Below are 23,377 nucleotides of genomic sequence, written 5' to 3'. Positions count from 1 at the left end.
CAAGCGTTAGCGCCACAAAGGGAGACCATTTATGGCGACGGTAAAAGTCACCGACGAAAGCTTCGACGCCGACGTCCTGAAGTCGTCCACCCCCGTGCTGGTGGATTTCTGGGCCGAATGGTGCGGCCCCTGCAAACAGATCGGCCCGGCGCTGGAGCAGATCGCCGACGAACTGGGCGGCAAGGTCACCGTGGCCAAGATCAACATTGACGACAGCCCCATGACCCCGTCCAAGCTGGGCGTGAAGGGCATCCCGACGCTGATGTTGTTCAAGGACGGCCAGATGACCTCGATGAAGGTCGGCGCCATGCCCAAGGGCAAGATCGTCGAATGGCTGGCAGAAGCCGGCGTCAAGGCCGACGCCTGATCCTTATCTACCTGTGAAGATCAAACGCCCGCCGGTCCCGACCGGCGGGCGTTTTCATGCTAGGATGCCATCATGAGCGACGAAGACCCCCCGACCCCCGCCCCGATTTCCGACGAGGAGATTCCCGGGGAAACCTCCGTCCAGCGCGCCCTGCGCCTGAAGAACGCGGCGCTCGACGGCAGACCCAAGGCCCCTCGCGGCGGCCGGTTCCAGCGCGAACAGAACGCCCGGATCGCAGCCGGCAAATCGCGGCCCTGGATGAGCAAATAGAACGACTCTCCCTCCCCTTCATGGGGAGGGACGATCGCGCAGCGATCAGGGTGGGGCCCGAAAGGGCATGAGTGCGGTCCTGACTGCCCCACCCCGGCTGCGCTTCGCTTCGCCGCCCCTCCCCATGAAGGGGAGGGAGAGGTTCATTCCGGCCAGGTCTCTCGACTGGCCCCCAGCACCTCGCCCGCCAGATACAGCGACCCACAGATCGCCACGCGGCCGGCGCCGAGACGCAGCGCCAGGTCCAGCGCATCGCTCACCGATCCCGCCGGCGTCGCCGCCAGTCCATGCCCGCGCGCTACAGCCGCAAGAGCGACGGGATCGGCCGCCGCCCCGTCGAAGCCGACAGTGAAGACCGTCGCCTGACCGTCCTTCAAGGCGGCGAAGAACCCGCCTGCATCCTTGTTCGACAGCATGCCGCAGATCAGGGCCAGGGGACGCGGGGCCCTCGCCTGACGCTCGGCCAGAAACGCCGCCAGTGCCTTTGCGGCGTGGGGATTGTGCCCCCCGTCCAGCCAAAGTTCGGCCTCGGCCGCCCGCGCCGCCTCGCCGTAAGGTCCGGCCGAAATCCGTTGCAGCCGTGCGGGCCAGCGCACGGCCTTCAGCCCTTCGGCGATCGCGGTTTCAGGCAGGTCCAGCTCGACCGCCGCCGCCACGGCCAGGGCCGCATTGTCGATCTGGTGCGCGCCCGCCAGCGCCGGCGCCGGCAGGTCCATGAACAGTTCGGCCGTCTGGAAAGCCAAGCCGCCCCGCTCGGCCCAGGCGTCGAAATCGACTCCCAGCACGGTCAGCCGCGCATGGACGTCGGCGGCGCGGCGCTCGATGGCCGCCATCGCCTCTTCCTTCTGGCGCGCGATCACGGCCGGCGCCCCGGCTTTCAGCACCCCCGCCTTTTCCGAGGCGATCCCCGCCAGATCCGTGCCGAGGAACTCCGCATGGTCATAATCCACCGGGGCGATGACGCTGAGCAGCGGCCGCTCAATGACGTTTGTCGCGTCCAGCACTCCGCCCAGACCCACCTCGATGATGGCAAGGTCGGCGGGCGTCTCGGACATGGCCAGGAAGGCAGCGGCGGTGGTGCTTTCGAACACCGTGGCCTCGCTGTTCGTCTCGGCCATGACCGCCTCGATCCGGTCCAGGATGGCGTTCAGCGCCTCGTCCTCGATCAGCTTTCCCGCCAGACGAATCCGCTCGTTGAACCGCACCAGATGGGGCGAAGTATAGGCGTGAACCTTCAAGCCCGCCGCCTCGGCGATGGCGCGGATCAGGGCGACAGTCGAGCCCTTGCCGTTGGTGCCCGCCACATGGATGACCGGCGGCAGCTTGTGTTGCGGATCGCCCAGGGCGGCGCACAGCACGCGCATTCTTTCCAGCGACAGGTCGATCCGCTGGGGGTGGCGCGCACGTAGACGTTCGGAGACGGGATCCATCCGCCTCCTTTAGCCCCTGATTTCGAGAACCGCGACATGACTTCCAGGCCGGACATCAGAACGGCGGTCCGCATCGTCCTGGCGGCGGTCTTCCTGGGCGCCGGCGTGCTGCATCTGATGGTTCCCGGCCCCTTCATGCGGATCACGCCGCACTGGGTCGCCGACCCCGCTCTGGTCGTGGCGCTGACGGGGATCGCCGAACTGCTGGGCGCGGCGGGGCTGATGATCCCGCGCCTGCGCGTCGTCGCGGGATGGGCGCTGGCCCTCTATGCGGTCTGCGTTTACCCCGCCAACGTCCAGCACGCCGTCGATGGCCTGACCTCAGGCACGGGGCTTGGATGGGCCTATCACGGCCCGCGCCTGCTGCTTCAGCCGGTCATCGTCTGGTGGTGCCTGTGGGCCTCGACCGCGATCGACTGGCCCTTCAGACGGCCTCAGGCGGCGACGCGCGTGCCGCCCATCAGCATCGAGAGAATCTGACCCAGGGTGCGCGGCAGGTCGGCGCGGGTCACGACCCGGTCCACCATGCCCTTTTCCTGCAGATATTCCGCACGCTGGAACCCCGGCGGCAGTTTCTCGCGGATGGTGGCCTCGATCACGCGCGGACCGGCGAAGCCGATCAGAGCGCCCGGTTCCGCCAGATGCACGTCGCCCAGCATGGCGTAGGAGGCCGTCACCCCCCCCGTCGTCGGGTCCGTCAGGACCACGGCATAGGGGAGTTTGGCATCCTTCAGCTCTTCGATGGCCAGGGTGGTGCGCGCCATCTGCATCAGCGACAGGGCGCCTTCCTGCATCCGCGCGCCGCCGGCGGCGGTGAAACAGATCATCGGAACCTTGCGCGACACGGCCTCGCGCGCGGCCTTGATGAAGGCCTCGCCCGCCGCCATGCCCAGCGATCCACCCATGAAGGTGAAGTCCTGAACGATCACGACCGCGTCCTGACCGCCGACCTTGCCATAGCCGATGGCCATGGTGTCCTTGCGGCCCGACGCCTTGCGCGCCGCGCTCAGGCGATCCTTGTAGGACTTGCCGTCCGAGAATTTCAGCGGATCTTCCGGCACGTCCGGCGTATCGATGGCCTGGAAAACGCCGCCGTCGAAGGTGGCCTTCAGGCGCGTCGGCGCATCGATCCGCATGTGACGGCCCGACGGCGTCACCCACAGCGACGCCTCCAGATCCGAGCGATACAGCATCTCGCCGCTGTCTGGATCCTTGACCCACAGATTGTCCGGCGTGTCGCGGCGCGACACGATCTTGCGGACACCGGGCGCGAAACGGCTCAGCCAGCCGCCGCGCTTTTCCTGAGGTTTGTTCTTGTCGACCATGGGCGGGCTCTTAGACGGTTTCCGCCAGGGATGCACCAGTGCGCACGGACCGAACCGCGTCGCCCAGCGCCTTGACCCTGGCCAGAACGCGCGGCGCGGCCGGTTCGTTCGCCGCCAGCGCCGCCGCCACCTCGTCCACCAGGGCCGAGCCAACCACCACCGCGTCCGCCACGCGGGCGATCTCGGCGGCCCGTTCCGGCGTCTTGACCCCGAACCCGACCGCGACCGGCAAGCCCGAGGCCTTGCGCACCCGCTCGACCGCCGGCGCCACGACATCGGCCTGGGCTTCCTTGACGCCCGTCACGCCCGCCACGGCGACGTAATAGACGAAGCCCGACGTGCCCTGGACCACGATCTTCAGCCGCGCATCGTCAGATGTCGGCGTCGCCAGGCGGATCAGCGAGATCGCTGTCTTGTCCAGCGCCTCGATCAGCGGACCGGCCTCTTCCGGCGGGCAGTCCACGACGATCAGCCCGTCGATGCCGCAGTCAGCCGCATAGGCGGCGAAGGCGTCATAGCCCAGGCTCTCGATCGGATTCAGATAGCCCATCAGCACGATGGGCGTGGCGTCGTCGCCTTTGCGGAATTCCTTGGCCAGATCCATCGTCGAACGCAGGCCGAACCCGGCCGCCAGACCCCGGATCGCCGCCTTCTGGATCGGGGGCCCCTCGGCCATTGGGTCGCTGAACGGAAAGCCCAGTTCGATGATGTCGGCCCCGGCGGCGGGCAGGCCTTTCAGGATCGCCAGCGCCTCTTCGCGCGACGGATCGCCCCCCATCACATAGGGAATGAAGGCCGCACGGCCCTCAGCCTTCAGCGCCGCAAAGCGCGCGTCGATACGGGCGGTGGTCATTGCTGCGGCGATCCGGCGGGAGCGGCAGGCGGCGTCGCAGCAGCAGCAGCCGCGCAGACGTCGCCTGGAATGGTGGCGAAGCCCAGATAGGCGGGCAGTTCGGCGACGGCGGTCTTGGACGTGTCGTAGAAGGCGACCATCTGCATGCCGTCGCAGCCGCCGCCCTCGCGGCGCTTGATGAAGACCACGCGGTTCTCGTCGCCGCCCGCCGCCAGCCAATTCTTGGACGCGAGGTCGGCGATATAGGCGTCGGCCAGCGCGCCTACCTGTCCCAATTGCGCCGTCACGCAATACGCCCGGCCCGTCAGATTGTTCAGCCCGCCGCAATCGGCCGACAGCTCTGCACCGGGCAGCAGACCGACATCGGCTGGGCCGCCTTGCGGCGCAGCCGGAGCCGGAGCCGGCGTCTGGGCCTGAACGGCGGCGGTGGACAGGGCGAGCGCGGCGGTCGCCGCCAGAAGGCTACGGATCACAGTTCCACTCCCAGATGTTTGGCGACCTGGAAGATGTCCTTGTCGCCCCGGCCCGACATCAGCAGCACGACATCCCCGCCCTTGCCGACTTCGCGCGCCACTTCGCCGGTCCGTGCAAGCGCATGGGCCGGTTCCAGCGCCGGAATGATGCCTTCCAGCTTCGAGCACAGCTGGAAGGCCTCCAGCGCCTCATTGTCCGTCGCCGAACGATATTCCGCCCGACCGATGTCATGCAGCCACGCGTGCTCCGGCCCGATGCCCGGATAGTCCAGCCCGGCCGAGATCGAATGCCCCTCGACGATGTTGCCGTCTTCGTCCTGCAGCAGATAGGTGCGGTTGCCGTGCAGGACGCCCGAGCGGCCGCCCTTCAGCGACGCCGCGTGGTCCGGCGTATCCAGCCCGTGGCCTGCCGCCTCGACGCCGATCAGGCGCACGGCCTCGTCCTCGATGAAGGGGTGGAAGGCGCCGATGGCGTTCGATCCCCCGCCGATACAGGCCACCACCGCCTCGGGCAGCTTGCCCATCTGGGCCATCGACTGGCTCTTGATCTCCTTGCCGATCACCGACTGGAAATCGCGCACCATGGCTGGATAGGGGTGCGGACCCGCCGCCGTGCCGATGATGTAATAGGTGTCCGAGACGTTGGTGACCCAGTCGCGCATCGCCTCGTTCATCGCGTCCTTCAGGGTCGCGGCCCCGGCCGTGACGGAGAAGACTTCCGAACCCAGCAGGCGCATGCGGAACACGTTCGGCTGCTGCCGCTCCACGTCCACCGCGCCCATATAGACGGTGCAGGGCAAACCGAACCGCGCCGAGACGGTCGCCGAGGCCACGCCATGCTGACCCGCGCCGGTCTCGGCGATGATCCGCGTCTTGCCCATGCGCCGCGCCAGCAGGATCTGGCCCATGCAGTTGTTGATCTTGTGCGCGCCCGTGTGGTTCAGGTCCTCGCGCTTCAGCCAGATGTTGGCCCCGCCGAAATGCTCGGTCAGCCGCTCGGCGAAATACAGCGGGCTCTCGCGACCGACATAGTGGGTCAGGAAGCTGTCCAGCTCCGCCTGGAAACTGGGGTCCGCCTTGGCCGCCTTATAGGCCGCGTCCAGTTCGTGGATCAGCGGCATCAGGGTCTCGGCGACGAACTGCCCGCCATAGGGACCGAACCGCCCCTGCGCATCCGGCCAGGCGTAGGTGTTCGACAACGGCTGGGCGGGATCGGGGGCTTGGATGGGGGTCTGGGCGTTCACGGGTTCGACTTTCACGCGGAGAGGCGTCGTAATTACGACCGGCGCGCGTTTTGGATGAAGGCCGCGATCCGGTCGGCGTCCTTAACACCCGGCGCGCTTTCCACGCCAGAGGACACGTCCACCATCGGCGCGCCTGTGATCCTCAGCGCCTCGGCCACATTGTCCGGATTCAGCCCGCCCGCCAGGAACCACGGATGGCGAAACGCCCGGTCCGCCAGCAGGGTCCAGTCGAAACTATGCCCTACCCCGCCGGGCAGCACCGACCCCTCAGGTGGCCTAGCGTCGAACATCAGATGATCGGCGTGATAGTCCCACTCGCTGGCGGCGGCGAAGTCGTCGCCGTGCCGGATCGGCAGGGCCTTGATCACCCCCGCACCCGTCAGGGCCCGCACCCGTTCCGCCCGTGCCGGCGTCTCGGCCCCGTGCAGCTGAATGAAGTCGGGCCTCAACACCCGCGCGATCTCGTCCAGCAGGGCGTCGTCGGGATCGACCGTCACCGCCACGATCTTCGCCCGCCCCCGCGCCCGCTCGAAAAGGGCAGCGGCGGCTTCGGGCGCGAGATGGCGCGGGCTTTTCGCAAACACCACCGCCCCCACGAAGTCCGCCCCGCCCTCCAGCGCGACATCGAGCGTGTCCGGCGTGGTCAGCCCACAGATCTTGATCTTGGCCGTCATGGCGCGATCACCGTCAGACCGATGTCGGTCGCGACCTTGGCCATGTCCTCGTCCAGTGTCGCGAGGCTATAGCCATGCCTCGCCGCCAGCGCGAGATGAAGCGCATCGGGCGCGCGCAATCTCACGTCGTTCTTCACCAGGCGCCGCGCTTCCACCATGTCACCGTCAACCACAGAAAGGACGACCCTGCCTCTCAACCATTGGTCCAGTTGCAGTTCGAACTCGCGCCGATCCCTGTCGCGCAAATTGCGCATACGCGTCTTCACCGCCAAGGCGGAGGAAAACTCTGTGAGAGTCCAACTGCTCATGACGAACGCATCGACACCCGCGATCCAGGCCGAAGCGCGCTCAGTGTGCTTGTCGGTCTGAAACAGGGACATCAGGACGCTGGTGTCCAGATAGACGGTCAAATCTCTTCGTCCCGCATCCGGCGCAAAAGCGTCACCGAGTCCATCGACGCTTCCGATTTGATCCGCACCCGTTTCAGCCAGTCCATGTCCATCGGCCCTGACGTCGGTTCAACCTCCTGCGTCGGTTCAAGCCGCGCCACGGGCACGCCGCGCCGCGTGATGGTCACGGCCTCTCCCGCCAGCATGCGATCCAGCAGCTTGGGCAGGTTGTTCTTGGCTTCGGCGACGGAATAGCTGGACATGGCCATCAAGATAGCCATCTGCCGCCAAATGTCCAATCAGGCCCCGGTCGGCTCCTCGAAGATCGACGCGATCTCATCCGGCGCCAGAAGCCGCCACTGTCCAAGCGCCAGATCAGCCGGCAGGGCCAGCCCGCCCATACGCTCGCGGTGCAGGGTCTCGACGTGGTTGCCGGCGGCGGCGAACATGCGCCGCACCTGGTGATAGCGCCCCTCCGTCACCGTCAGCAGGGCCTCGGTCGGCGTCACGACTTCCAGCACCGCCGGCGCCAGCGGCTTGTCCTCGCCCTCCAGGATCAACTCCCCGGCGGCGAACAGATCGCCTTCCGTCCCGACCAGCGGCCGCGCCAGCCCGGCGCGATAGACCTTGGTCACATGGCGTTTTGGCGAAATCACCCGGTGCAGCAGGTCGCCGTCGTCGGTCAGCAGCAGCAGGCCCGTCGTCTGCTTGTCCAGTCGCCCGATGGTCGAAATGGCCGGATCGCGCGCCCGCCACCGCCCCGGCAGGATGTCATAGACCAGCGCGCCCTCCTCCTTGTGCGAACAGGTCATGCCCAGCGGCTTGTTCAGCATGATCACCAGCCCCTGCACGGGGTCCAGCGGCTGGCCGTCGATCTCCATCCGGGTCGGCAGGTCGCGGGTCACAGGGATGCGTTTTGACACATCCGTCAGATCCGCCCCGTCCAGCACGATCCCGCCCGCCTTGGCCATCCGCGCCATCTCGGCCCGCGAGCCGTAACCCATCGAACCCAGCAGACGGTCGACGCGGGATGTGGAAGTTTTCGTCATGCGCTACCGCCCTTCGGCCTGCTTGAGCGCGGTCACTTCACCGCCTCGAACAGCTTGTAGCCACCCGCCTCGGCGACCAGCCGCACCCGCTTGAACGCCGCGTTCAATTCCGCCTCATAGGGCAGGTGCCGGTTGGCGACGACCCAGGCGACGCCGCCCTTTTTCAACAGTTCCGCCGCCTTGCGGATGAAGGCCTGGCCCAGCCGCCGGTCCTCGGCGCCGCCGTCGTGGAAGGGCGGATTGCTGACCACGAAATCCTTGTCGCCCTTGGCCTCCAGGGTGCGGGCGTCCGACCACCAGACCTTGGCGCGCTCGTCGGTGATGTTCTCGCGCGCGGCGCGGATGGCGCGGCGGTCCAGATCGACCAGCTTCAGCCTGGTCACCGCCGGAGAACGCAGCACCACCGTCGCCAGCGCCCCATAGCCGCAGCCCAGATCGACTCCCTCGCCCTTCATCGGCGGCAGGTGTTCAGCCAGCAGCGCCGACCCCGGATCGATCCGGTCCCAGGCGAACACGCCCGGCTGCGACCAGGCCTCCAGTCCCGGAACGAACTGCGGCCCACCTGCCGCGATGGCGGCCTCGACGGCCGCGTCCAGCCCCCCGGCCGTATCGGGCTTGATGACGATGCAGCGCCGGTGGTGGGCCTTGGCCGTTTCGGCGACCTCGACGCCGAACGCCTTCAGCTCCTTGCCCAGGCGAGAGCCGCCCTTGTCCTTGGGCGCCATCACGTCCAGCCGTCCGCCGACCTTCAGAGCCCTCAGCGCCAAGGCCAGGACATAGCGCCGCTCCAGCACGCCGGGCGGGGCGTAGATCATGATCGTATCGGCAGAGCCGGGGTCCTGCGCCTCCAGCGCAGCGGAATTGGGGATCAGGGGCGAGGTCTGGGTCGCATCGCCAGGAGGATCGAAGACGACCGGCGGACGGCCATAGATAAGCGTGGTCATGCCCCGCCCTTAGAGGGTGAAGGCGTCGGGGACCAGCCTCAGAACCCCGCCTGCAGCAGGGCCAGCCCCACGACCCCGACCACGATCCGCCACCAGGCGAAGACGCCGAAGCCGCGACGCGACACAAAATCCAGCAGGAACCGCACCACCGCCAGGGCCGAAACGAAGGCCACGACGAAGCCCACAACGATCAGGCCCACGTCGCTGAAATCCAGCGTCTTGTGGTTCTTCAGCAGGTCATAGGCCACCGCCGCCCCCATGGTCGGCAGGGCCAGAAAGAAGCTGAACTCGGCCGCCGACCGCTTGTCGGTCTTCAACAGCAGGCCGCCGGCGATGGTGGCGCCGGACCGCGACACGCCGGGGATCATGGCCAGACACTGGGCCAGGCCGATCAGGAAATAGATCCGCATCGGATAGGCCTCGGCGTCCAGCCATTTCGGCCGCTTGTCCATCCGGTCCAGCGCCAGCAGGATCACCCCGCCGACGATCAGGGCGATGCACACCACCTGCGGCGTTTCGAACAGCACCGTCTTGATGAAGTCATAGGCGAAGAAGCCGATCACCGCCGCCGGCGCGAATGCGACCAACAGGCCGATCAGGAACCGCCGCGCCTCCGGGTCGAACGGCCACCGCGTCGCCAGGGTCCACAGCTTCCTGAAATACACGCTGATGATGGCCAGCAGCGCGCCCAGCTGGATCACGATCTCGAACGTTTTGCCCGAACTCTCGAAGCCCATGAAATGGCCCAGCAGCAGCATATGGCCCGTGGACGAGACCGGAATGAACTCGGTCAGCCCCTCGACCAGACCCAGGATGATGGCCGCCAGCCAGTCCGACATGAAAACCCCGAAACAGGTCCGGGATCACGACGCGCCCGGTTCGCCTCACCCTTAGACCAACCGTCCCCGATTAGGCGAGAGGATGGCGAGCGGTTGGCTTTCCGCCATGATTGCGCGAGAAGAGGCCGCATATGACGACGCCCGCCCCCGCACCCCTGGAAGACGCCCACCTGGCCACGCGGCGCATCACTCGCCTGTCGGTCGGGGTCGCGGTGGTGCTGATCGCCATGAAGGCGTTTGCGCTCGGCGCCTCCGGCTCTGTCTCCATCCTGGCGACACTGGCGGATTCGGTGCTGGATCTGGCGGCGTCCCTGACGACCTTCTTCGCCGTGCGCTGGGCCGCCGCCCCGCCGGACGAGGATCATCGCTACGGCCACGGCAAGGGCGAGGCCCTGTCCGCCCTGGTCCAGGCCGGGCTGGTGTTCGCCTCGGCCCTGTTCATCGGCTGGGAGGGGCTGCAGCGCATCTTCGACCCGCGTCCCGTGACCTCGGGCGTCTGGGCGACCGGGATCATGGTCGTCGCCATCGCCGTCACCGCCTGGTTGGTGTGGATGCAGACCCAGGCTCTAAAGAAGACCGGCTCCCTCGCCGTCGCCGGCGACCGCGCCCACTATACGGCCGATCTGGCGGCGAACGTCGTGGTGCTGATCGGCGTGATCTCGGGCGCCTTCCTGGGCGCGCCGGGGCTTGATGCGGCGGCCGGCATCGTCGTCGCCGTCTGGCTGTTCTGGGGCGCCACCGGCATGCTGAAGGCCGCCGCCGATCACCTGCTGGACCGCGCCGTGCCCGAGGCCGACCGCGCCGCCATCACCCAGGCCGTCCTGGCCGACCCCCGCGTCTCGGGCGTGCATCAGCTGCGCACCCGCATGGCCGGCCAAGTGATGATGATTCAGATGCACGTCGACCTGGACGGCGCCCAGACGCTGGACGCCGCCCACGCCATCGTTGTCGCCGCCGAGAACCGGGTGCTGAGCCACTATCCCGCCGCCGACATCCTGATCCACGCCGACCCGCGCGGCCGTGCCCGTCCGCAGGTGGAAACGCCCGTCATCCCTGCGGCGGCGCCGGCCGAAACCAAAGCCGTCGAGACCCCTACCGGCCCCGCGCCAAAGGGCCCCTGGTCCTGACCTTGCGTCCAATTTCAATGCAGTAAACGCGCATTAACGGGTCCGGGCGCATCAACCCCTGATGGCCGACCCCTGCGTTCTCTTCCACTTCGCCTTCCAGCCCGCCTCGCGCGCCGCGCGCCTGGCCCTGGGCGAGGCGCGGATCGAATGGACCGACACCCCGGTCCGTCCGTGGGAGGCCGACTGCCCGGTCAACGACTTCAATCCGTCGGGCCTGCCGCCGGTGATCCAGACGATGGATCGCGGCCGTCCCCTGGTCCTGTGCGAACTGCCCGCCGTCCTGGGCTGGATCGAGGATCAGCAGAAGGGGCCGCTGCTGCTGCCCGCCGACCTCGCCGAACGCGCCGAGGCGCGCCGCCTGACCGGCTGGTTCGAGCGTCGCTTCACCGACGAGGTGGACTCGGTCCTGCTGCACGAGCGGATGGAGAAACCCCTGCTCAAGCTCGGCCCACCCGAGGCGCGCGCCCTGCGCGAGGGTCGCGACGCCCTGAAAGCCCATCTCGCCATGCTGGAGGACCTGGTCGCCGCCCGCGACTGGCTGGCCGGCCGCCGCCTCAGCCAGGCCGACCTGATCGCCGCCGCCCACCTGTCGGTGCTCGACTATTTCGGCGAGATCCAGTGGAAGACCTGGCCCGGTCTGAAGACCTGGTATTCCAAGCTCAAATCCCGCCCCTGCTTCCGCCCCCTGCTCGCCGACCGCTTCGTCGGCGTGCCGCCGTCGGGATGGTATGCGGACCTGGACTTTTAAAGCGCCTCGGCGCCCAGCCGTGCGATCCACAGCTTGGCGCGACTGACCAACTCATCCTTGCGCCGCAGATCGGAGATGTCCTCCGGCAGGCGGTCCAGCTGTTCGAAGCGGAAATCCTCGGGCGCGTGCGCCTTCCACGCCGCCTGAAGCGACCGATACGGACTGCCGCCGTGGCGCAGCGCGAACCACAGGCCGTTCTGTTCGGTGTCGATGTGGCGGCTCTTGCCAACCCAGGCCTGGCCCGTCGCGCTGCAGATCACGGCATAGACGCCGGCGATGGTCACCCGCTCCTTGTATTCGGCGATCAGGCTCTTGCGGCTTGCGGTCATGATGGCTTTCCTTATTATCCGGGTATTATCCTATCCGCTAATTTTATCCGGGTAAATATATGGACGACGAGATTCGCCGACTGGTGCTGTTCGACGGCCCCGACCGGATCGCCAAGGGGTCCGAAGCCGTGGTGTCGGCCGCCTTCCAAACCGCCCTGTCGGCCTCGCCACAGGCCGCGCTTCGCGTCTTCGACCTTCAAACCGGGCGCGCCGTCGATCTCGATCTGCGACCGGCGCCCCCGCCCCGGCGTGGCCGGCCGCGCCTGGGCGTCGCCGCGCGCGAGGTCACGCTTCTGCCCCGTCACTGGGACTGGCTGGCGGCCCAGCCCGGCGGCGCCTCGGCCGCCCTGCGCCGTCTGGTGGAGCAGGCCCGCAAGACCGGTGTCGACGACGATGCGCGCCGCCGCCGCACCGACGCCGCCTATGGCTTCATGGTCGAGATGGCCGGCGACGCCCCCGGCTTCGAAGAGGCCAGCCGCGCCCTCTTTTCAGGCGACCGCGACCGGCTCGCCGCCCTGATCACGCCTTGGCCCAGCGACATCCAGGCCCAGATCCTTGAACTGTTCGACGGCGAATGACCGTCTCCTCCCCACTTGTGGGGAGGGGGACCGCGAAGCGGTGGAGGGGCTCTTGAAGTCCCACTGGCGCCTGGGATGCGTTGAAGAACCCCTCCGTCACGGCGCGAAGACGCGCCGCGCCACCTCCCCGCTCCGCAGGGAGGAGACTTCATGCTATCCCCCGCCCCGTGTCCGAACGCCTGAAAACCTTCATCCGCCAGCGCGCGGCCGAGCTCGGCTTCGATGTCTGCCGTTTCGCCTCGGCGGCCGATGCCTGGCCGGCGGGCGAGCGGCTGCGGCATTTCGTGGACGAAGGCCGGCATGGCGACATGGAATGGATGGAAACGACGCTGGATCGCCGCCAGCACCCCACCGCCATGTGGGACGAGGCCAGGACCGCCATCGTCCTGGGCATGAACTACGGCCCCGAGGAGAACCCGCTGGACCAACTGGCCGACCGTTCGGCCGGATACATCTCGGTCTATGCGCGCGGCGACGACTATCATGAGGTCATCAAGGGCCGGCTGAAACAGCTGGCGGGCCAGATCGCGGCCCGTAACGGCGCCGACATCAAGGTCTTCGTCGACACCGCCCCCCTGATGGAAAAGCCGCTGGCCCAGCGCGCCGGCCTGGGCTGGCAGGGCAAACACACCAATCTTCTCAGCCGCACCCACGGCAACTGGCTGTTCCTGGGGACCATCCTGACCGCCGCCGAGATCGAGCCGGACGCGGCCGAGACCGAACACTGCGGCCGTTGCACCGCCTGTCTGGACGCCTGCCCGACCAAGGCCTTCCCCGCCCCGTTCCAGCTCGACGCCCGGCGCTGCCTGTCCTATCTGACCATCGAGTTCGCCGACCCCTGGCCGGTCGAGTTCCGCACCCTGACCGGATCGCGCATCTATGGCTGCGACGACTGTCTGGCGGTCTGCCCGTGGAACAAGTTCGCGCAGGAAGCGCGCGAGATCCGGCTCATGCCGCGCGAAGTCTTCGAAAGCCCACGCCTGCATGACCTGCTGGCGCTCGACGACGCCGCCTTCCGCGTCCTGTTCACCAAGAGCCCGGTCAAGCGCATCGGTCGCGACCGCTTCCTCAGGAACGTCCTCTACGCCGTCGGCAACTCGGGCGACGCGAGCCTGATCGGCCCGACGAAAGCCCTGCTGGCCGACCCCTCGCCCCTGGTGCGCGGCGCCGCCGTCTGGGCCCTGTCGCGACTGACATCCCCCGGCGAATTCGCGGCTCTGGCCAGCGCGACGGACGAGATCGATCCGCAGGTATTGGTGGAATGGCGGCGGCTCGAAACCACCTAGCCAGCGTATTTGCCGCACCAAACATAAGCAATTTCAATACTCTGAAGCGGACCAGCGACCGCTACCTTATCGCCCATGCGCGCTGGGTTATGATGCTGCCTTGGTCTTTGACATCCGCCCAACGACAGGACTGCAAGTCGCTCGCAAAAATCTGCACTAAAGTGAACTCAAAAAATTTGCAGTGCACTTTCCGTCTCCTCCCCGCTTCGCGGGGAGGGGGACCGCGAAGCGGTGGAGGGGCTCTTGAAGCCCCACAGACGCCTGCGATGCATCGCAGAACCCCTCCGTCACGTCGCCAAGCGGCGCCGCGCCACCTCCCCGCTTCGCAGGGAGGAGACAGTGGTCCTCACCCCATCGCCGTCGCAGCACCCGAACCTCCGCCCGGCACCTTGGCCACGTCCAGCAGTTTCAGCCGGAAGATCAGCACCGAGTTCGCCGGGATCTTGGGGCTGCTGCGTTCGCCATAGCCCAGCTCGGGCGGCACATAGAGCAGCCATTCGTCGCCGACGCGCATCTTCTGCAGCGCCTCGGTCCAGCCCTTGACCACTTCCTCGGGCGTGAAAACGGCCGGCGCGCCGCGCGCGAACGAGCTGTCGAACACGCTGTTGTCGACCAGCTTGCCCTCGTAATCGACCTTGACCAGGTCGTTGCGGTCCGGGCTGACGCCGCTCGCCGGCCCCGCCTGCACCACCTTGTATTGCAGGCCGCTGGGCAGGGTCACGACGCCCTCGGCCTTGGCGTTCTCGGCCATGAAGGCGACTGCCTCGGCCTTGCCCGCGTTCGGATCGACCGGCTCGGCCTGGCCGCAGCCCGCCAGCAAGAAGGCCGCGACGATTGCCGCCTTACCCCATCCGAAGTTCATAGCCGCGTTCCTTCAAGGCCTCGCCGATCTCGTCGGCGTGGGCGCTATCGCGCGTTTCGACCATGATGTCGAACTCGGCGCCCTTGGCCGGCACGTCCAGCGCCAGGCGGTTGTGGACCACGTCGATGATGTTGCCGCCTAGCCCCCCGATCACCGCCGCCATGGCCGAAAGCATGCCCGGCCGATCGTCGCCCAGGATGCGGTAAACCAGCAACCTCCGTTCACGGACCATCTCGCGGTTCAGCACCACGGCCAGCATCCGCGCGTCGATGTTTCCGCCGCACAGCTCCAGCCCGACCTTCATCCCCTTGAACCGCTCGGGATAGGCCAGCAGGGCCGCCAGGCCGCCGGCGCCCGCGCCCTCGGACACCGTCTTCTCATAGGTGACGTAGTGGGCGACGGCCCGTTCGAAGTCCGCCTCCTCGCAGACGAAGACCTCGTCCACCAGCGGGTCGGCGAGGGCGAAGGGGATGTCGCCCACCGCCTTGATGGCGATGCCCTCGGCGATGGTCTGGCCGGTGCAGACCGGCGGCAGACCGGCCCGGCGCGCAGTGAAGGACGGATAGCGCGCGGCCTCGACCCCAAACACCTTGATGTCCGGCTTCATCGCCTTGGCCGCAATGGCGCAGCCGGCGATCAGCCCGCCGCCGCCGATGGGGATGATCAGGGCCTCGACCTCGGGCGCATCCTCCAGGAACTCGATCGCGCAGACCCCCTGGCCCGCCACGATGCCCGCGTCGTCGAAGGCCGAGACGAAGACATAGCCCTTTTCCGCCTCCAGCCGCTTGGCCTCCTCGGTCGAGCCGGTGAAGTCCAGCCCCTCGATCACCACGGTCGCCCCATGCGAGCGCGTGCCGTTGATCTTGGCGAAGGGCGTGCCCTCGGGCATCACGATGGTGACCGGCACGCCCAGTCGTCCCCCGTGATAGGCCAGGGCCTGGGCGTGGTTGCCGGCGCTGGCCGCCACCACCCCGCGCCTGCGCTCGTCCGGCGTCAGCATCAGCAGCCGGTTCAGGGCGCCCCGCTCCTTGAAGCTGCCGGTGAATTGCAGGTTGTCGAACTTGACCCAGACCTCGGCCCCGGTCAGCTGCGACAGCTTGCGGGAATAGCGGGTCGGGGTGTGGTCGACCTGGCCTGCGATACGGGCGCGGGCGGCTTGGATGTCGGCGAAGGTGACGGTCATGCGGGCGTTTCCGAGCTGTCGCGCCTCGACGAATGGGCGCGTTGTCGGGCCTGTTTCGCGCGTTGTCGGGCCGGGGTCCAGAGGCGGGCATGTTGACCGTGGAAGTCGAGTGCCGGGTCGTGCGATAGTGGGCTTGGTCGTCCCCCGCGACCGTGACGATCATCGGAGAAGCCCCCTATGTCGATCCGCCCCTTCGCCGCGCCCGGCCTCGCACTGGCCCTCGCCGCCGCAGCCCTTTCGGCCTGTGCGCCCACGACCGGCGGCGGCCTGCCGAACGGTGGCCCCGCCGCCTTCAACGAGAGCGATTTCGGCTGGTCCCAGATGCCCGGCCGCAACAGTATCCAGGGCCAGGTCGCCTTCGCCCAGGATGGCAAGACCTTCTCCTGCGTCGGCTCGGCCGGCCTGACGCCGGACACCCCCTACACCCGCGCCCGCTTCCGCACCCTGTACGGCTCCACCGAGCGCGCCGCCGTCCCAGCCGCCGTGGTCCGCGCCCGCACCGTGCCGGACGCCAACGCCAACTACAGCAGCTATGTCCGCTCGGAACGCTGCGAGAACGGGCGGGTCCGCTTTGACGGCCTGCCCGACGGCGGCTGGTTCCTGATCGTGCCCGTGACGTCGGGCGATGCGCCCCTGGTGCTGATGCGGTCGGTTCAGACGCGCGGCGGCCGGGTCGTCACCGTCACCCTGTGACCCGATAGAGCCATGTCACGAAGATGCGACCGCGGTAACGCGGATCGCCATCTTCTGACCACGAGCGCCCCGGACTGATCGCCGCTTCTGTGCGAGAGTTCGGGGAGCGCTTTTCATGTCCCAACACAACATCATAGGGTCCGAGGCCTTTACGCGAGGGCCGTCGGTCATCATCCGCAAATATAAGGCCGGCGGCATGCGTCGCCGCCGTTCCAAGACCATCGCGACCTTCATCGCCGGCGCGGGCGCCATGCTGGTGGTCGGCCTGATCACCGCCGCCGCCGTCTATGGACCGACCATGGCCGGCGGCTGACGCCCGGCTGGCCCTCAAGCCAGCCAGACCATCATGCGGGTGTCCGCCTCGGCCCGACGCGCCTTGCTCCACGCCCGGCGCGTCTCGCCGGTGTAGAGGAAGCCCGCCTTCTCCAGCACGCGACCGGACGCCGGGTTGTCGGCGAAATGCCCGGCGACCAGCGCCCGACGCTTCCACTTGCGGCTGGCCCAGACCAGGGCGGCGTCCAGCGCCTCGGTAGCGAAGCCCCGGCCCCAATACTCCCGCCCGATCCAGTAACCCGCCTCCGGCACGCGATCCTCGCCCTCGAACAGGCCGATCACCCCGATCGGGCCGACGTCCTCGTGGTCGATGACGAAGGTGTTGGCCCGTCGTGGATCCTGAGACGCCACCTGCAGCACGAAGTCGTCGGCATGGCCGATGTGGAAGGGGTGGGGCATGCGCTTGGTCATGCGCGCGATGTCCAGGTCGTTGGCCAGGGCCGCGATGCGCGGCGCGTCCTGGGGCGCGGGCGCACGCAACACCAGGCGCCGGGTCTCGACGACGGGAGAGGTTTCGATGACGCACATGGGCGTTGCCTCGGATCTTCAACCGTCTCCTTGAAGGGCTCGGACGGTCTTCGAGGCGGGGAAACGCAAACGGGGAGCCTGGTGATCCAGACTCCCCGCGGAATATAATCCCTGGTCCGGACCGGCTGCTTTCAGAAGCAACGCCGATCCAGGAAGGTCCAGATCGCGTTACTCGGCGGCCATCGCCACTTGGGCGTCGTCATTGGCCGCGAGGATCGACACGTAACAACGGCCGCCCGCTTTCTTGGTGAATTTCACCGCGCCGTGCGTCAGGGCGAACAGGGTGTGGTCGCGGCCCATGCCGATGTTCTCACCCGGGTGGAAGGTGGTGCCGCGTTGGCGCACGATGATGTTGCCGGCCAGCACGCGCTCGCCGCCATACTTCTTCACGCCAAGGCGCTTCGACTCGGAGTCGCGACCGTTACGCGACGAACCACCGGATTTCTTGTGAGCCATCTTGCCGCTCCGTCTTTCTTGAGTGTCCTACCGGCCTTTCGGCCTACTGAGGACGTCACTCTGAACTGTCTGGCGCCGTGAGGCGCCGGTGAATGTCTTAGGCTTCGTCGCCGGCGGCTTCAGCCTTGGGCGCGGCCTTCTTCTTGGCCGGGGCCTTCTTGCCAGAGTCTTGGGCGGGAGCCGAGCTCTCGACCACGACGCCCTTGACCTCGGCGCCGTCAACGTCGGTCACGACCGTCGAGGTCGAACCCAGCGAAGACGAAGCGTCGCGCGTGGCCAGGTTGCGGGCCCGCAGGTTGATCTCGGCCTTGGTGGTCAGATCGACCGTGCCGTCCCACGTGGCGGTCTCGCCGGCGCCGTCGATGCCGGTGATGCGCAGGACCGATTCCATCTGGCGGTGGCCGTTCGTACGGCGATAGCCCTGGCGACGGGTCTTCTTGAAGATCTTGATCTTCTCACCCTTGCGGGTCTCGACCAGGGTCGCACCGACGAAGGCGCCGTCGATCAGGGGGGCGCCCAGGGTCACGCCCTTGTCGCCGCCCAGCATCAGGACGCTGTCGAACTTCAGCTCCGAGCCGGCGTCGCCGTCGAGCTTTTCGACGACGATGGTGTCGCCCGGTTGGACCCGGTACTGCTTGCCGCCGGTCTTGATCACCGCGTACATGTTGAAGCCTCAGCGCAAACGCAAAAAAAGATACGCCGTCCGAGGGCACCCCGGGCGGCGAAGAGCGGCGACATATACGGAAGGGTGTCTGAGAGTCAACGCCGAACCCGGCGGAAATTCAGCCCCGGACGGATTATCCCCCGTCGTCGCGGCCTCTGACGCCTCAGTCCCCGGACTCAATCCAGGGCGCAGATGTCGGGCAGGCCGCGCAGGGTTCCAGCGTGGTCCAGGCCATAGCCGACCAGGAAGCGGTTCGGCGCCTCCCAGCCGACGAAGTCCGGTTCCGGCGCACGGGGCGCGGGCCAGGGCTTCCTGGCGAAGACGCAGGTCAGGACCTCGGACGCGCCGGCCTCTTTGGCGATGCGGACCGCCTCGGCCAGCGACAGGCCGGTGTCGAACACGTCGTCCAGTATAAGGACGCGACGCCCGGCTATCGGGCGCTGGAACGGGGCATAGACGTCGATGCGGCCCCGGCTGGTCTGTTCGTCGCCGTAAGAGGCCAGCCACAGGGCGTCGAAGCGGACGTTACGGCCGACACGCGACAGGGCGCGGGTCAGGTCGGCGGCGAACCACAGGCCGCCGGTCAGCAGCACGGCGGCGACGGTCTCGTCGTCGATCACCGGGGCGATACGCTGGGCGAGGTCGGCAACGATGCGCGCCACCTCGGCCTCGGGCAAAAGAACGGTCGGCGTCGGGGAGGGATCAGCCATGATGCGAGGCCGATACCGCCTCACCCTGCCCCTTGTCCACCGCCCCCACGGGTCGCGCATCGATCGGCGCCGCAGTGTTCGGCGCATCGGCGCCGGGGGCCGTCGCCGAACGCAGACCCTGGGACGACGCCGAACCCGCCGGCGCATGGTCGTCGGCAAGCGGGGCGGCGTGAGCGGGCGTCGCCGCCTTCTCATGTTCGTCATTGCCGGCCGCAGGCTTGGCCGGGGCGGCTTTCGCGGGCGCGAAGTCCACGCCGATGCCGGCGCCGTGTCCGCCCGGATCGGGGATCAGGGCGGCGAATCCCTGGACCTTGCCCGGCAAGACCGGCGCGGCGTCGATCTGAACGATCTTGAAGCCCACCTCGGCGCCGTTGGCGTCCACCAGGGCGACGCGGACGGGCGGCGACACGATCTCGACGTCGCGCACATTGCGAATGGCGCCGGACACCACCACCATGCCGGGATGGCCGGGCGCCGCCTTGGCGGTCAGGGCCTCAAAGTCCAGCCCGACCGGGTTCACCGTCGCGCCGAAGAATTTGTAGGCCGAGGCCGCCTTGGGGAAGGCCTGGACGATCTCGATCCGGAACAGGAAGGCCGCCACGATCAGACCGATGAAGATGCTGGCCAGGCCCGCCCAGACGACGCCGTGGGCGGCGGCGCGACGCAGCTTCTTCTGGCGGTCGGCGCGAGCGCGGAAGGCGCGGGGCAGTTCGGGAGCGGGCGTCTCGGCCAGACTGGCGGTGGGCGCAGGCTCCGGTTCGGGAGCGGCGGGGGCGACGACCGGCTCGGGCGTCAGGGTCAGTTCCAGCGGCTCGTCGGGCGTGGCGCGCCACACTTCGCCGCACGACTGGCACCGGACCTTGCGGCCGTCCGGCCCGACCGCGTCGTCACGAATGAAATAGCTGGTGGCGCAGGCCGGGCAGGTCAGTATCATGTGGCTGACTGCGAGGCTGTCGCCCCCTCCCGTAAGGCGCGACGCCGCGCCCTGTTCCTGAAACACATACCATGCCGCCCTCGCCCGCCGAACCCGCCCCCGTGACTGAGACCGTTCGCCTGTCGGGCGTCGGTTTCGGCTATGCGGGTGCGCCCGACGTGCTTCGGGACATTAACCTCATTCTGCCGCGTGGCTCTTTCCACTTCCTTACCGGGCCGTCCGGGGCCGGAAAGTCTTCGCTGCTGCGTCTGCTGACGCTGGCGGACCGGCCCAGGACGGGAACCCTCCGCCTGTTCGGATCGGATGTCACCCATATCGACCGGCGCGACATCCCCGCCTTTCGACGGCGCATGGGAGTGGTGTTCCAGGATTTCCGCCTGCTGGACCACCTGTCCGCCTTCGACAATGTCGCCCTGCCCCTGCGCCTGGCCGGCGGGTCGGAGGCCGACTACGCCGCCGATGTGCAGGAGATGTTGAAATGGGTCGGCCTGGGTCGCAGGATGGATGCGCGGCCTCCCGCCCTGTCCGGCGGCGAGAAACAGCGGCTGGCCATCGCCCGCGCCGTCATCACCCGGCCCGGCCTGATCGTGGCGGACGAACCGACGGGCAGCGTGGACGCCGTCATGGCCGACAAGCTGTTGCGGCTGTTCCAGTCGCTGAACAAGCTGGGGGCCACCGTCCTGATCGCCAGCCATGACGAGGCCCTGGCCCAGAGGTCGGGCGCACGCGTCCTGCGTCTGGACGCCGGGCGTCTGAGCGAACCGTCGCGGGTCGCCGCATGATCCGCCAACCCCGAATAAGATTGGCCGATTTCAGCCTGTCCAGCCGCCGGCCCGGCCTGCTGCCGCCCGCCGCAGCCGGTGAGCCGTGGCTGATGACCGTCATCGCGGTCCTGTGTTTCCTTGCGTGTTTAGCCGCCGTCGCCGCATCGGCCGCCGACCGCGCCGCCCACGGCTGGGCCCGGCAACTGGGCGCCGAGGCTACGGTGCAGGTGCGCTCCAGCGTCGGCGAGACCGGCGACACCGCCGCCGCCCGCGCAGCCGAAACCCTGTCGGGTGTCGACGGGGTCGAGGAGGCCGCCGCCCTGAGCCGCAAGGCGGCAGAGGACCTGCTGCGCCCCTGGCTGGGCGACGCGGTCCTGCCCGACCTGCCCGTGCCGCATCTGGTGACGGTGCGGCTGAACGCCCAGGCGCCGGCCAGCGCCGTGACCCTGAGCCGCGCCCTGGCCGAAGCCGGGCTGGACGCGACCGTGGACGACCACAGCCTGTGGCGCAGCGAGGTCGAGCGGTCCGCCGCCCTGATCACGGCCCTGGCCGGCGCCGCCTTCCTGGCCATCGCCTTCGCCGCCGCCGCCGCCATCGCCTATGCGACCCGCGCGGGTCTGGCGGCCGGGCAAGGCGTGATCGAGACCCTGAGCCTGAACGGGGCGACCGACGGCGCCATCGCCTGGCTGTTCCAGCGGCGATTCGGCCTGATGGCGGCGGGCGCGGGCGCGATTGGGGCCGGGCTGGCGGCGATCCTGCTGGCCTTGCTGAGGTTCCTGGGAGGATCGGACGGGCTGTCGGCGGCCTTGCCGATCACCTGGAGCGACCTGGCGCTGCTCTCGCCATGCCCGCTGCTCGCGGCTACGGTTGCGGTTCTCGCGGCGAGATTCGCCGCCATGCGGGTGCTGGCGTCAGGCAGGCCGACAGAACGGGGAGGCGCATGAGACTGTTGAGCGTCATCGCCATCGCGGCCCTGATCTGGCTGGTCGGCCTGTTCGCCTTTGCGCATCGGGTGCGCGAGCTGACGCCCGCCGACGATCCCGCGCGCGCCGACGCCATCGTCGCCCTGACCGGCCCGTCGTCCGAACGGGTCAACACCGCCATCCGCCTGCTGGAACAGGGCAAGGGCGAGCGGGTGCTGATCTCGGGCGTCAACCGCGAGGTCCGCCGCCAGGAGCTGCGTGAGCTGACGCCCGGCTCCAGCCGTCTGTTCAACTGCTGCGTCGATCTGGGCTTCGAGGCCGAGGACACCGTCGGCAACGCCCAGGAGATCGCCGCCTGGACCCGCGCCAAGGGCTATCGCAGCCTGATCGTGGTCACCTCCGACTATCACATGCCGCGTTCGCTGGTCGAAATCCGGGGCCAGTTGCCGGGCGTGAAACTGACGCCCTACGCCATCTCCACCCCGTCGCTGGACAATGCGCGCTGGTGGCGGGCGGCGGTGACGGCGCGGCGCATGACGCTGGAATATATGAAATATCTCGCCGTTCTGGGCCGCGAGGGCGTGCGTCGCATCACCCGCGACCGACCCGCCGCCGTGACGACCCCCACCGACACGTCTCCTGACGAAAAGGCCCCTGCCTAAGTGAACACCCTGCGTTCCCTGCTCTTCACCGCCTGGCTCTATCTGTCGATGCCGGTCGTCGCCGTCGGCCTGTCGCCTGCCTTGCTGCTGTCTCACCGCTATGCCCAGGGGGTGTGCCGGCTGTGGGCCAAGATCGTCCTGTTCGGCCTGCGCTGGATCGCCGGGATCAAGGTCGAGGTGCGCGGGCTGGAACACGCGCCGTCGGGCGCCGCCCTGATCGCGTCGAAACACCAGGGGATGCTGGACATCGTGGCCCTGCTGGCCGTGCTGCCCGACGCCTGTTTCGTGATGAAGAAGGAGCTGATGCCCCTGCCCTTCTTCGGCTGGTTCGCCTGGAAGGCCAAGATGATCGCGGTGGACCGCGCCGGCCACGCCAAGGCCCTGAAGGACATGACCCGCCAGGCGCGCGAGCGCCTGTCCGAAGGCCGCCAGATCGTCATCTTCCCCGAGGGCACGCGCAACGATCCGGGCGTGCCCGGCGACTACAAGCCCGGCGTCGCCGCCATCTATCGCGATCTGGAGGGCTCCTGCTGGCCCGTCGCCACCAACTCCGGCGTTTACTGGCCGGCCCACGGCTGGCGGCGCTATCCCGGCGTGGTCGTATTTGAATTCCTTGAGCCCATACCGGCCCAGCTGAAGCGGGGCGCCATGATGGCGTTGCTGGAAAGTCGCATCGAGACGGCTTCGTTGGCGCTGCTGGAGCCAAAGGCATAGCTCAGGCGTATTGGCACTTCCGATTT

General features: G+C 68.3%; 32 protein-coding genes. 13 read left to right on the top strand and 19 right to left on the bottom strand.

Going from position 1 to position 23,377, the window contains the following annotated elements:
* Nucleotides 1-31: 31 nt before the first annotated feature.
* Both trxA and WC597_RS05990 read left to right on the top strand, forming a co-directional pair.
* Entirely contained in the window at nt 32-367 is a 336-nt protein-coding gene (gene trxA / locus WC597_RS05995) for a thioredoxin (RefSeq protein WP_135193854.1), read from the top strand.
* A 72-nt stretch (nt 368-439) separates the two neighbouring features.
* Nucleotides 440-637, top strand: a complete 198-nt coding sequence (locus WC597_RS05990) for a hypothetical protein (protein WP_372692391.1) — start codon at nt 440-442, stop codon at nt 635-637.
* A gap of 143 nt (nt 638-780) precedes the next feature.
* Here the strand turns inward: WC597_RS05990 and WC597_RS05985 are convergent, their stop codons facing one another.
* Nucleotides 781-2,067: a folylpolyglutamate synthase/dihydrofolate synthase family protein gene (locus tag WC597_RS05985; RefSeq protein ID WP_372692390.1), complete on the bottom strand. Its 1,287-nt coding sequence runs from the start codon at nt 2,065-2,067 to the stop codon at nt 781-783.
* A gap of 36 nt (nt 2,068-2,103) precedes the next feature.
* Here WC597_RS05985 and WC597_RS05980 point away from each other — a divergent pair, with 36 nt between their 5' ends.
* Nucleotides 2,104-2,547, top strand: a complete 444-nt coding sequence (locus WC597_RS05980) for a DoxX family protein (RefSeq protein ID WP_372692389.1) — start codon at nt 2,104-2,106, stop codon at nt 2,545-2,547.
* Here WC597_RS05980 and accD read toward each other — a convergent pair.
* From accD to WC597_RS05930, 10 genes are read right to left on the bottom strand one after another with little or no spacing between them, the layout of a single operon-like run.
* The gene (gene accD, locus WC597_RS05975) at nt 2,502-3,392 is read right to left on the bottom strand and encodes an acetyl-CoA carboxylase, carboxyltransferase subunit beta (RefSeq protein ID WP_372692388.1); all 891 of its coding nucleotides are present in this window, start codon (nt 3,390-3,392) and stop codon (nt 2,502-2,504) included. The genes WC597_RS05980 and accD overlap by 46 nt on opposite strands.
* A 10-nt stretch (nt 3,393-3,402) precedes the next feature.
* Nucleotides 3,403-4,245: a tryptophan synthase subunit alpha gene (gene trpA / locus WC597_RS05970; RefSeq protein WP_372692387.1), complete on the bottom strand. Its 843-nt coding sequence runs from the start codon at nt 4,243-4,245 to the stop codon at nt 3,403-3,405.
* Complete coding sequence (locus tag WC597_RS05965; protein ID WP_372692386.1) at nt 4,242-4,718, bottom strand: hypothetical protein; 477 nt, start codon at nt 4,716-4,718, stop codon at nt 4,242-4,244. Before WC597_RS05965 ends, trpA begins: the two co-directional genes overlap by 4 nt.
* Nucleotides 4,715-5,944 (bottom strand): tryptophan synthase subunit beta, encoded by a 1,230-nt coding sequence (gene trpB, locus WC597_RS05960; RefSeq protein ID WP_372692514.1) that lies wholly within the window; start codon nt 5,942-5,944, stop codon nt 4,715-4,717. The genes WC597_RS05965 and trpB overlap by 4 nt, the downstream gene beginning before the upstream one ends.
* Nucleotides 5,945-5,994: 50 nt before the next feature.
* On the bottom strand, nt 5,995-6,636 hold the full coding sequence (locus WC597_RS05955) for a phosphoribosylanthranilate isomerase (RefSeq protein ID WP_372692385.1): 642 nt from the start codon (nt 6,634-6,636) through the stop codon (nt 5,995-5,997).
* Nucleotides 6,633-7,046: a type II toxin-antitoxin system VapC family toxin gene (locus WC597_RS05950; protein ID WP_372692384.1), complete on the bottom strand. Its 414-nt coding sequence runs from the start codon at nt 7,044-7,046 to the stop codon at nt 6,633-6,635. Before WC597_RS05950 ends, WC597_RS05955 begins: the two co-directional genes overlap by 4 nt.
* Nucleotides 7,043-7,306, bottom strand: coding sequence for a type II toxin-antitoxin system Phd/YefM family antitoxin (locus tag WC597_RS05945; RefSeq protein ID WP_372692383.1), 264 nt, complete (start codon nt 7,304-7,306; stop codon nt 7,043-7,045). The genes WC597_RS05950 and WC597_RS05945 overlap by 4 nt, the downstream gene beginning before the upstream one ends.
* 18 nt (nt 7,307-7,324) lie before the next feature.
* Entirely contained in the window at nt 7,325-8,074 is a 750-nt protein-coding gene (locus tag WC597_RS05940) for a pseudouridine synthase (protein WP_372692382.1), read from the bottom strand.
* A gap of 32 nt (nt 8,075-8,106) precedes the next feature.
* A complete protein-coding gene (locus WC597_RS05935; protein ID WP_372692381.1) occupies nt 8,107-9,018 on the bottom strand; it encodes a class I SAM-dependent methyltransferase in 912 nt (303 codons plus the stop codon).
* A gap of 38 nt (nt 9,019-9,056) precedes the next feature.
* The gene (locus tag WC597_RS05930; RefSeq protein ID WP_372692380.1) at nt 9,057-9,857 is read right to left on the bottom strand and encodes an undecaprenyl-diphosphate phosphatase; all 801 of its coding nucleotides are present in this window, start codon (nt 9,855-9,857) and stop codon (nt 9,057-9,059) included.
* Between the two features lie 131 nt (nt 9,858-9,988).
* Between WC597_RS05930 and WC597_RS05925 the strand changes: the two genes are divergently transcribed.
* The gene (locus tag WC597_RS05925) at nt 9,989-10,984 is read left to right on the top strand and encodes a cation diffusion facilitator family transporter (RefSeq protein ID WP_372692379.1); all 996 of its coding nucleotides are present in this window, start codon (nt 9,989-9,991) and stop codon (nt 10,982-10,984) included.
* Between the two features lie 61 nt (nt 10,985-11,045).
* Nucleotides 11,046-11,732, top strand: coding sequence for a glutathione S-transferase family protein (locus WC597_RS05920; RefSeq protein ID WP_372692378.1), 687 nt, complete (start codon nt 11,046-11,048; stop codon nt 11,730-11,732).
* Here WC597_RS05920 and WC597_RS05915 read toward each other — a convergent pair.
* Nucleotides 11,729-12,061, bottom strand: a complete 333-nt coding sequence (locus tag WC597_RS05915) for a GIY-YIG nuclease family protein (RefSeq protein WP_372692377.1) — start codon at nt 12,059-12,061, stop codon at nt 11,729-11,731. The two genes, WC597_RS05920 and WC597_RS05915, sit on opposite strands and share 4 nt — an antisense overlap.
* A gap of 59 nt (nt 12,062-12,120) precedes the next feature.
* Between WC597_RS05915 and WC597_RS05910 the strand changes: the two genes are divergently transcribed.
* Both WC597_RS05910 and queG read left to right on the top strand, forming a co-directional pair.
* A complete protein-coding gene (locus tag WC597_RS05910) occupies nt 12,121-12,639 on the top strand; it encodes a DUF2239 family protein (RefSeq protein WP_372692376.1) in 519 nt (172 codons plus the stop codon).
* A 167-nt stretch (nt 12,640-12,806) separates the two neighbouring features.
* Nucleotides 12,807-13,925 (top strand): tRNA epoxyqueuosine(34) reductase QueG, encoded by a 1,119-nt coding sequence (gene queG, locus WC597_RS05905; RefSeq protein ID WP_372692375.1) that lies wholly within the window; start codon nt 12,807-12,809, stop codon nt 13,923-13,925.
* A gap of 346 nt (nt 13,926-14,271) precedes the next feature.
* On the opposite strand, the gene WC597_RS05900 is transcribed toward queG, so the two are convergent.
* Both WC597_RS05900 and WC597_RS05895 read right to left on the bottom strand, forming a co-directional pair.
* Nucleotides 14,272-14,787 (bottom strand): FKBP-type peptidyl-prolyl cis-trans isomerase, encoded by a 516-nt coding sequence (locus WC597_RS05900; protein WP_372692374.1) that lies wholly within the window; start codon nt 14,785-14,787, stop codon nt 14,272-14,274.
* On the bottom strand, nt 14,768-15,970 hold the full coding sequence (locus WC597_RS05895; protein ID WP_372692373.1) for a threonine ammonia-lyase: 1,203 nt from the start codon (nt 15,968-15,970) through the stop codon (nt 14,768-14,770). The genes WC597_RS05900 and WC597_RS05895 overlap by 20 nt, the downstream gene beginning before the upstream one ends.
* Nucleotides 15,971-16,147: 177 nt before the next feature.
* Between WC597_RS05895 and WC597_RS05890 the strand changes: the two genes are divergently transcribed.
* Nucleotides 16,148-16,663, top strand: a complete 516-nt coding sequence (locus WC597_RS05890; protein ID WP_372692372.1) for a hypothetical protein — start codon at nt 16,148-16,150, stop codon at nt 16,661-16,663.
* A gap of 115 nt (nt 16,664-16,778) precedes the next feature.
* Nucleotides 16,779-16,976, top strand: a complete 198-nt coding sequence (locus tag WC597_RS05885) for a hypothetical protein (RefSeq protein ID WP_372692371.1) — start codon at nt 16,779-16,781, stop codon at nt 16,974-16,976.
* Between the two features lie 14 nt (nt 16,977-16,990).
* On the opposite strand, the gene WC597_RS05880 is transcribed toward WC597_RS05885, so the two are convergent.
* The 5 genes from WC597_RS05880 to WC597_RS05860 all read right to left on the bottom strand — a co-directional run bounded on the left by WC597_RS05880 (nt 16,991) and on the right by WC597_RS05860 (nt 20,288).
* Complete coding sequence (locus tag WC597_RS05880; protein ID WP_372692370.1) at nt 16,991-17,524, bottom strand: GNAT family N-acetyltransferase; 534 nt, start codon at nt 17,522-17,524, stop codon at nt 16,991-16,993.
* A 168-nt stretch (nt 17,525-17,692) separates the two neighbouring features.
* Complete coding sequence (gene rpmA, locus WC597_RS05875) at nt 17,693-17,980, bottom strand: 50S ribosomal protein L27 (RefSeq protein WP_159848772.1); 288 nt, start codon at nt 17,978-17,980, stop codon at nt 17,693-17,695.
* 97 nt (nt 17,981-18,077) lie between these two features.
* Nucleotides 18,078-18,644: a 50S ribosomal protein L21 gene (gene rplU, locus WC597_RS05870; RefSeq protein WP_372692369.1), complete on the bottom strand. Its 567-nt coding sequence runs from the start codon at nt 18,642-18,644 to the stop codon at nt 18,078-18,080.
* A 176-nt stretch (nt 18,645-18,820) separates the two neighbouring features.
* A complete protein-coding gene (locus WC597_RS05865) occupies nt 18,821-19,354 on the bottom strand; it encodes a phosphoribosyltransferase (protein ID WP_372692368.1) in 534 nt (177 codons plus the stop codon).
* Nucleotides 19,347-20,288, bottom strand: coding sequence for an MJ0042-type zinc finger domain-containing protein (locus WC597_RS05860; RefSeq protein WP_372692367.1), 942 nt, complete (start codon nt 20,286-20,288; stop codon nt 19,347-19,349). Before WC597_RS05860 ends, WC597_RS05865 begins: the two co-directional genes overlap by 8 nt.
* 71 nt (nt 20,289-20,359) lie before the next feature.
* Between WC597_RS05860 and WC597_RS05855 the strand changes: the two genes are divergently transcribed.
* From WC597_RS05855 to WC597_RS05840, 4 genes are read left to right on the top strand one after another with little or no spacing between them, the layout of a single operon-like run.
* Nucleotides 20,360-21,070: a cell division ATP-binding protein FtsE gene (locus tag WC597_RS05855; protein ID WP_372692366.1), complete on the top strand. Its 711-nt coding sequence runs from the start codon at nt 20,360-20,362 to the stop codon at nt 21,068-21,070.
* On the top strand, nt 21,067-21,996 hold the full coding sequence (locus WC597_RS05850; protein ID WP_372692365.1) for a cell division protein FtsX: 930 nt from the start codon (nt 21,067-21,069) through the stop codon (nt 21,994-21,996). Before WC597_RS05855 ends, WC597_RS05850 begins: the two co-directional genes overlap by 4 nt.
* Nucleotides 21,993-22,637: a YdcF family protein gene (locus tag WC597_RS05845; protein ID WP_372692364.1), complete on the top strand. Its 645-nt coding sequence runs from the start codon at nt 21,993-21,995 to the stop codon at nt 22,635-22,637. The genes WC597_RS05850 and WC597_RS05845 overlap by 4 nt, the downstream gene beginning before the upstream one ends.
* Nucleotides 22,638-23,351, top strand: a complete 714-nt coding sequence (locus WC597_RS05840; protein WP_372692363.1) for a lysophospholipid acyltransferase family protein — start codon at nt 22,638-22,640, stop codon at nt 23,349-23,351.
* The last annotated feature ends 26 nt before the right edge of the window (nt 23,352-23,377 follow it).

This window comes from Brevundimonas sp. (genome assembly GCF_041648115.1).
Classification (GTDB): domain Bacteria; phylum Pseudomonadota; class Alphaproteobacteria; order Caulobacterales; family Caulobacteraceae; genus Brevundimonas.
Note: the sequence above shows the minus strand (reverse complement) of the source record. Positions and strands in the feature narration are given on the sequence as shown.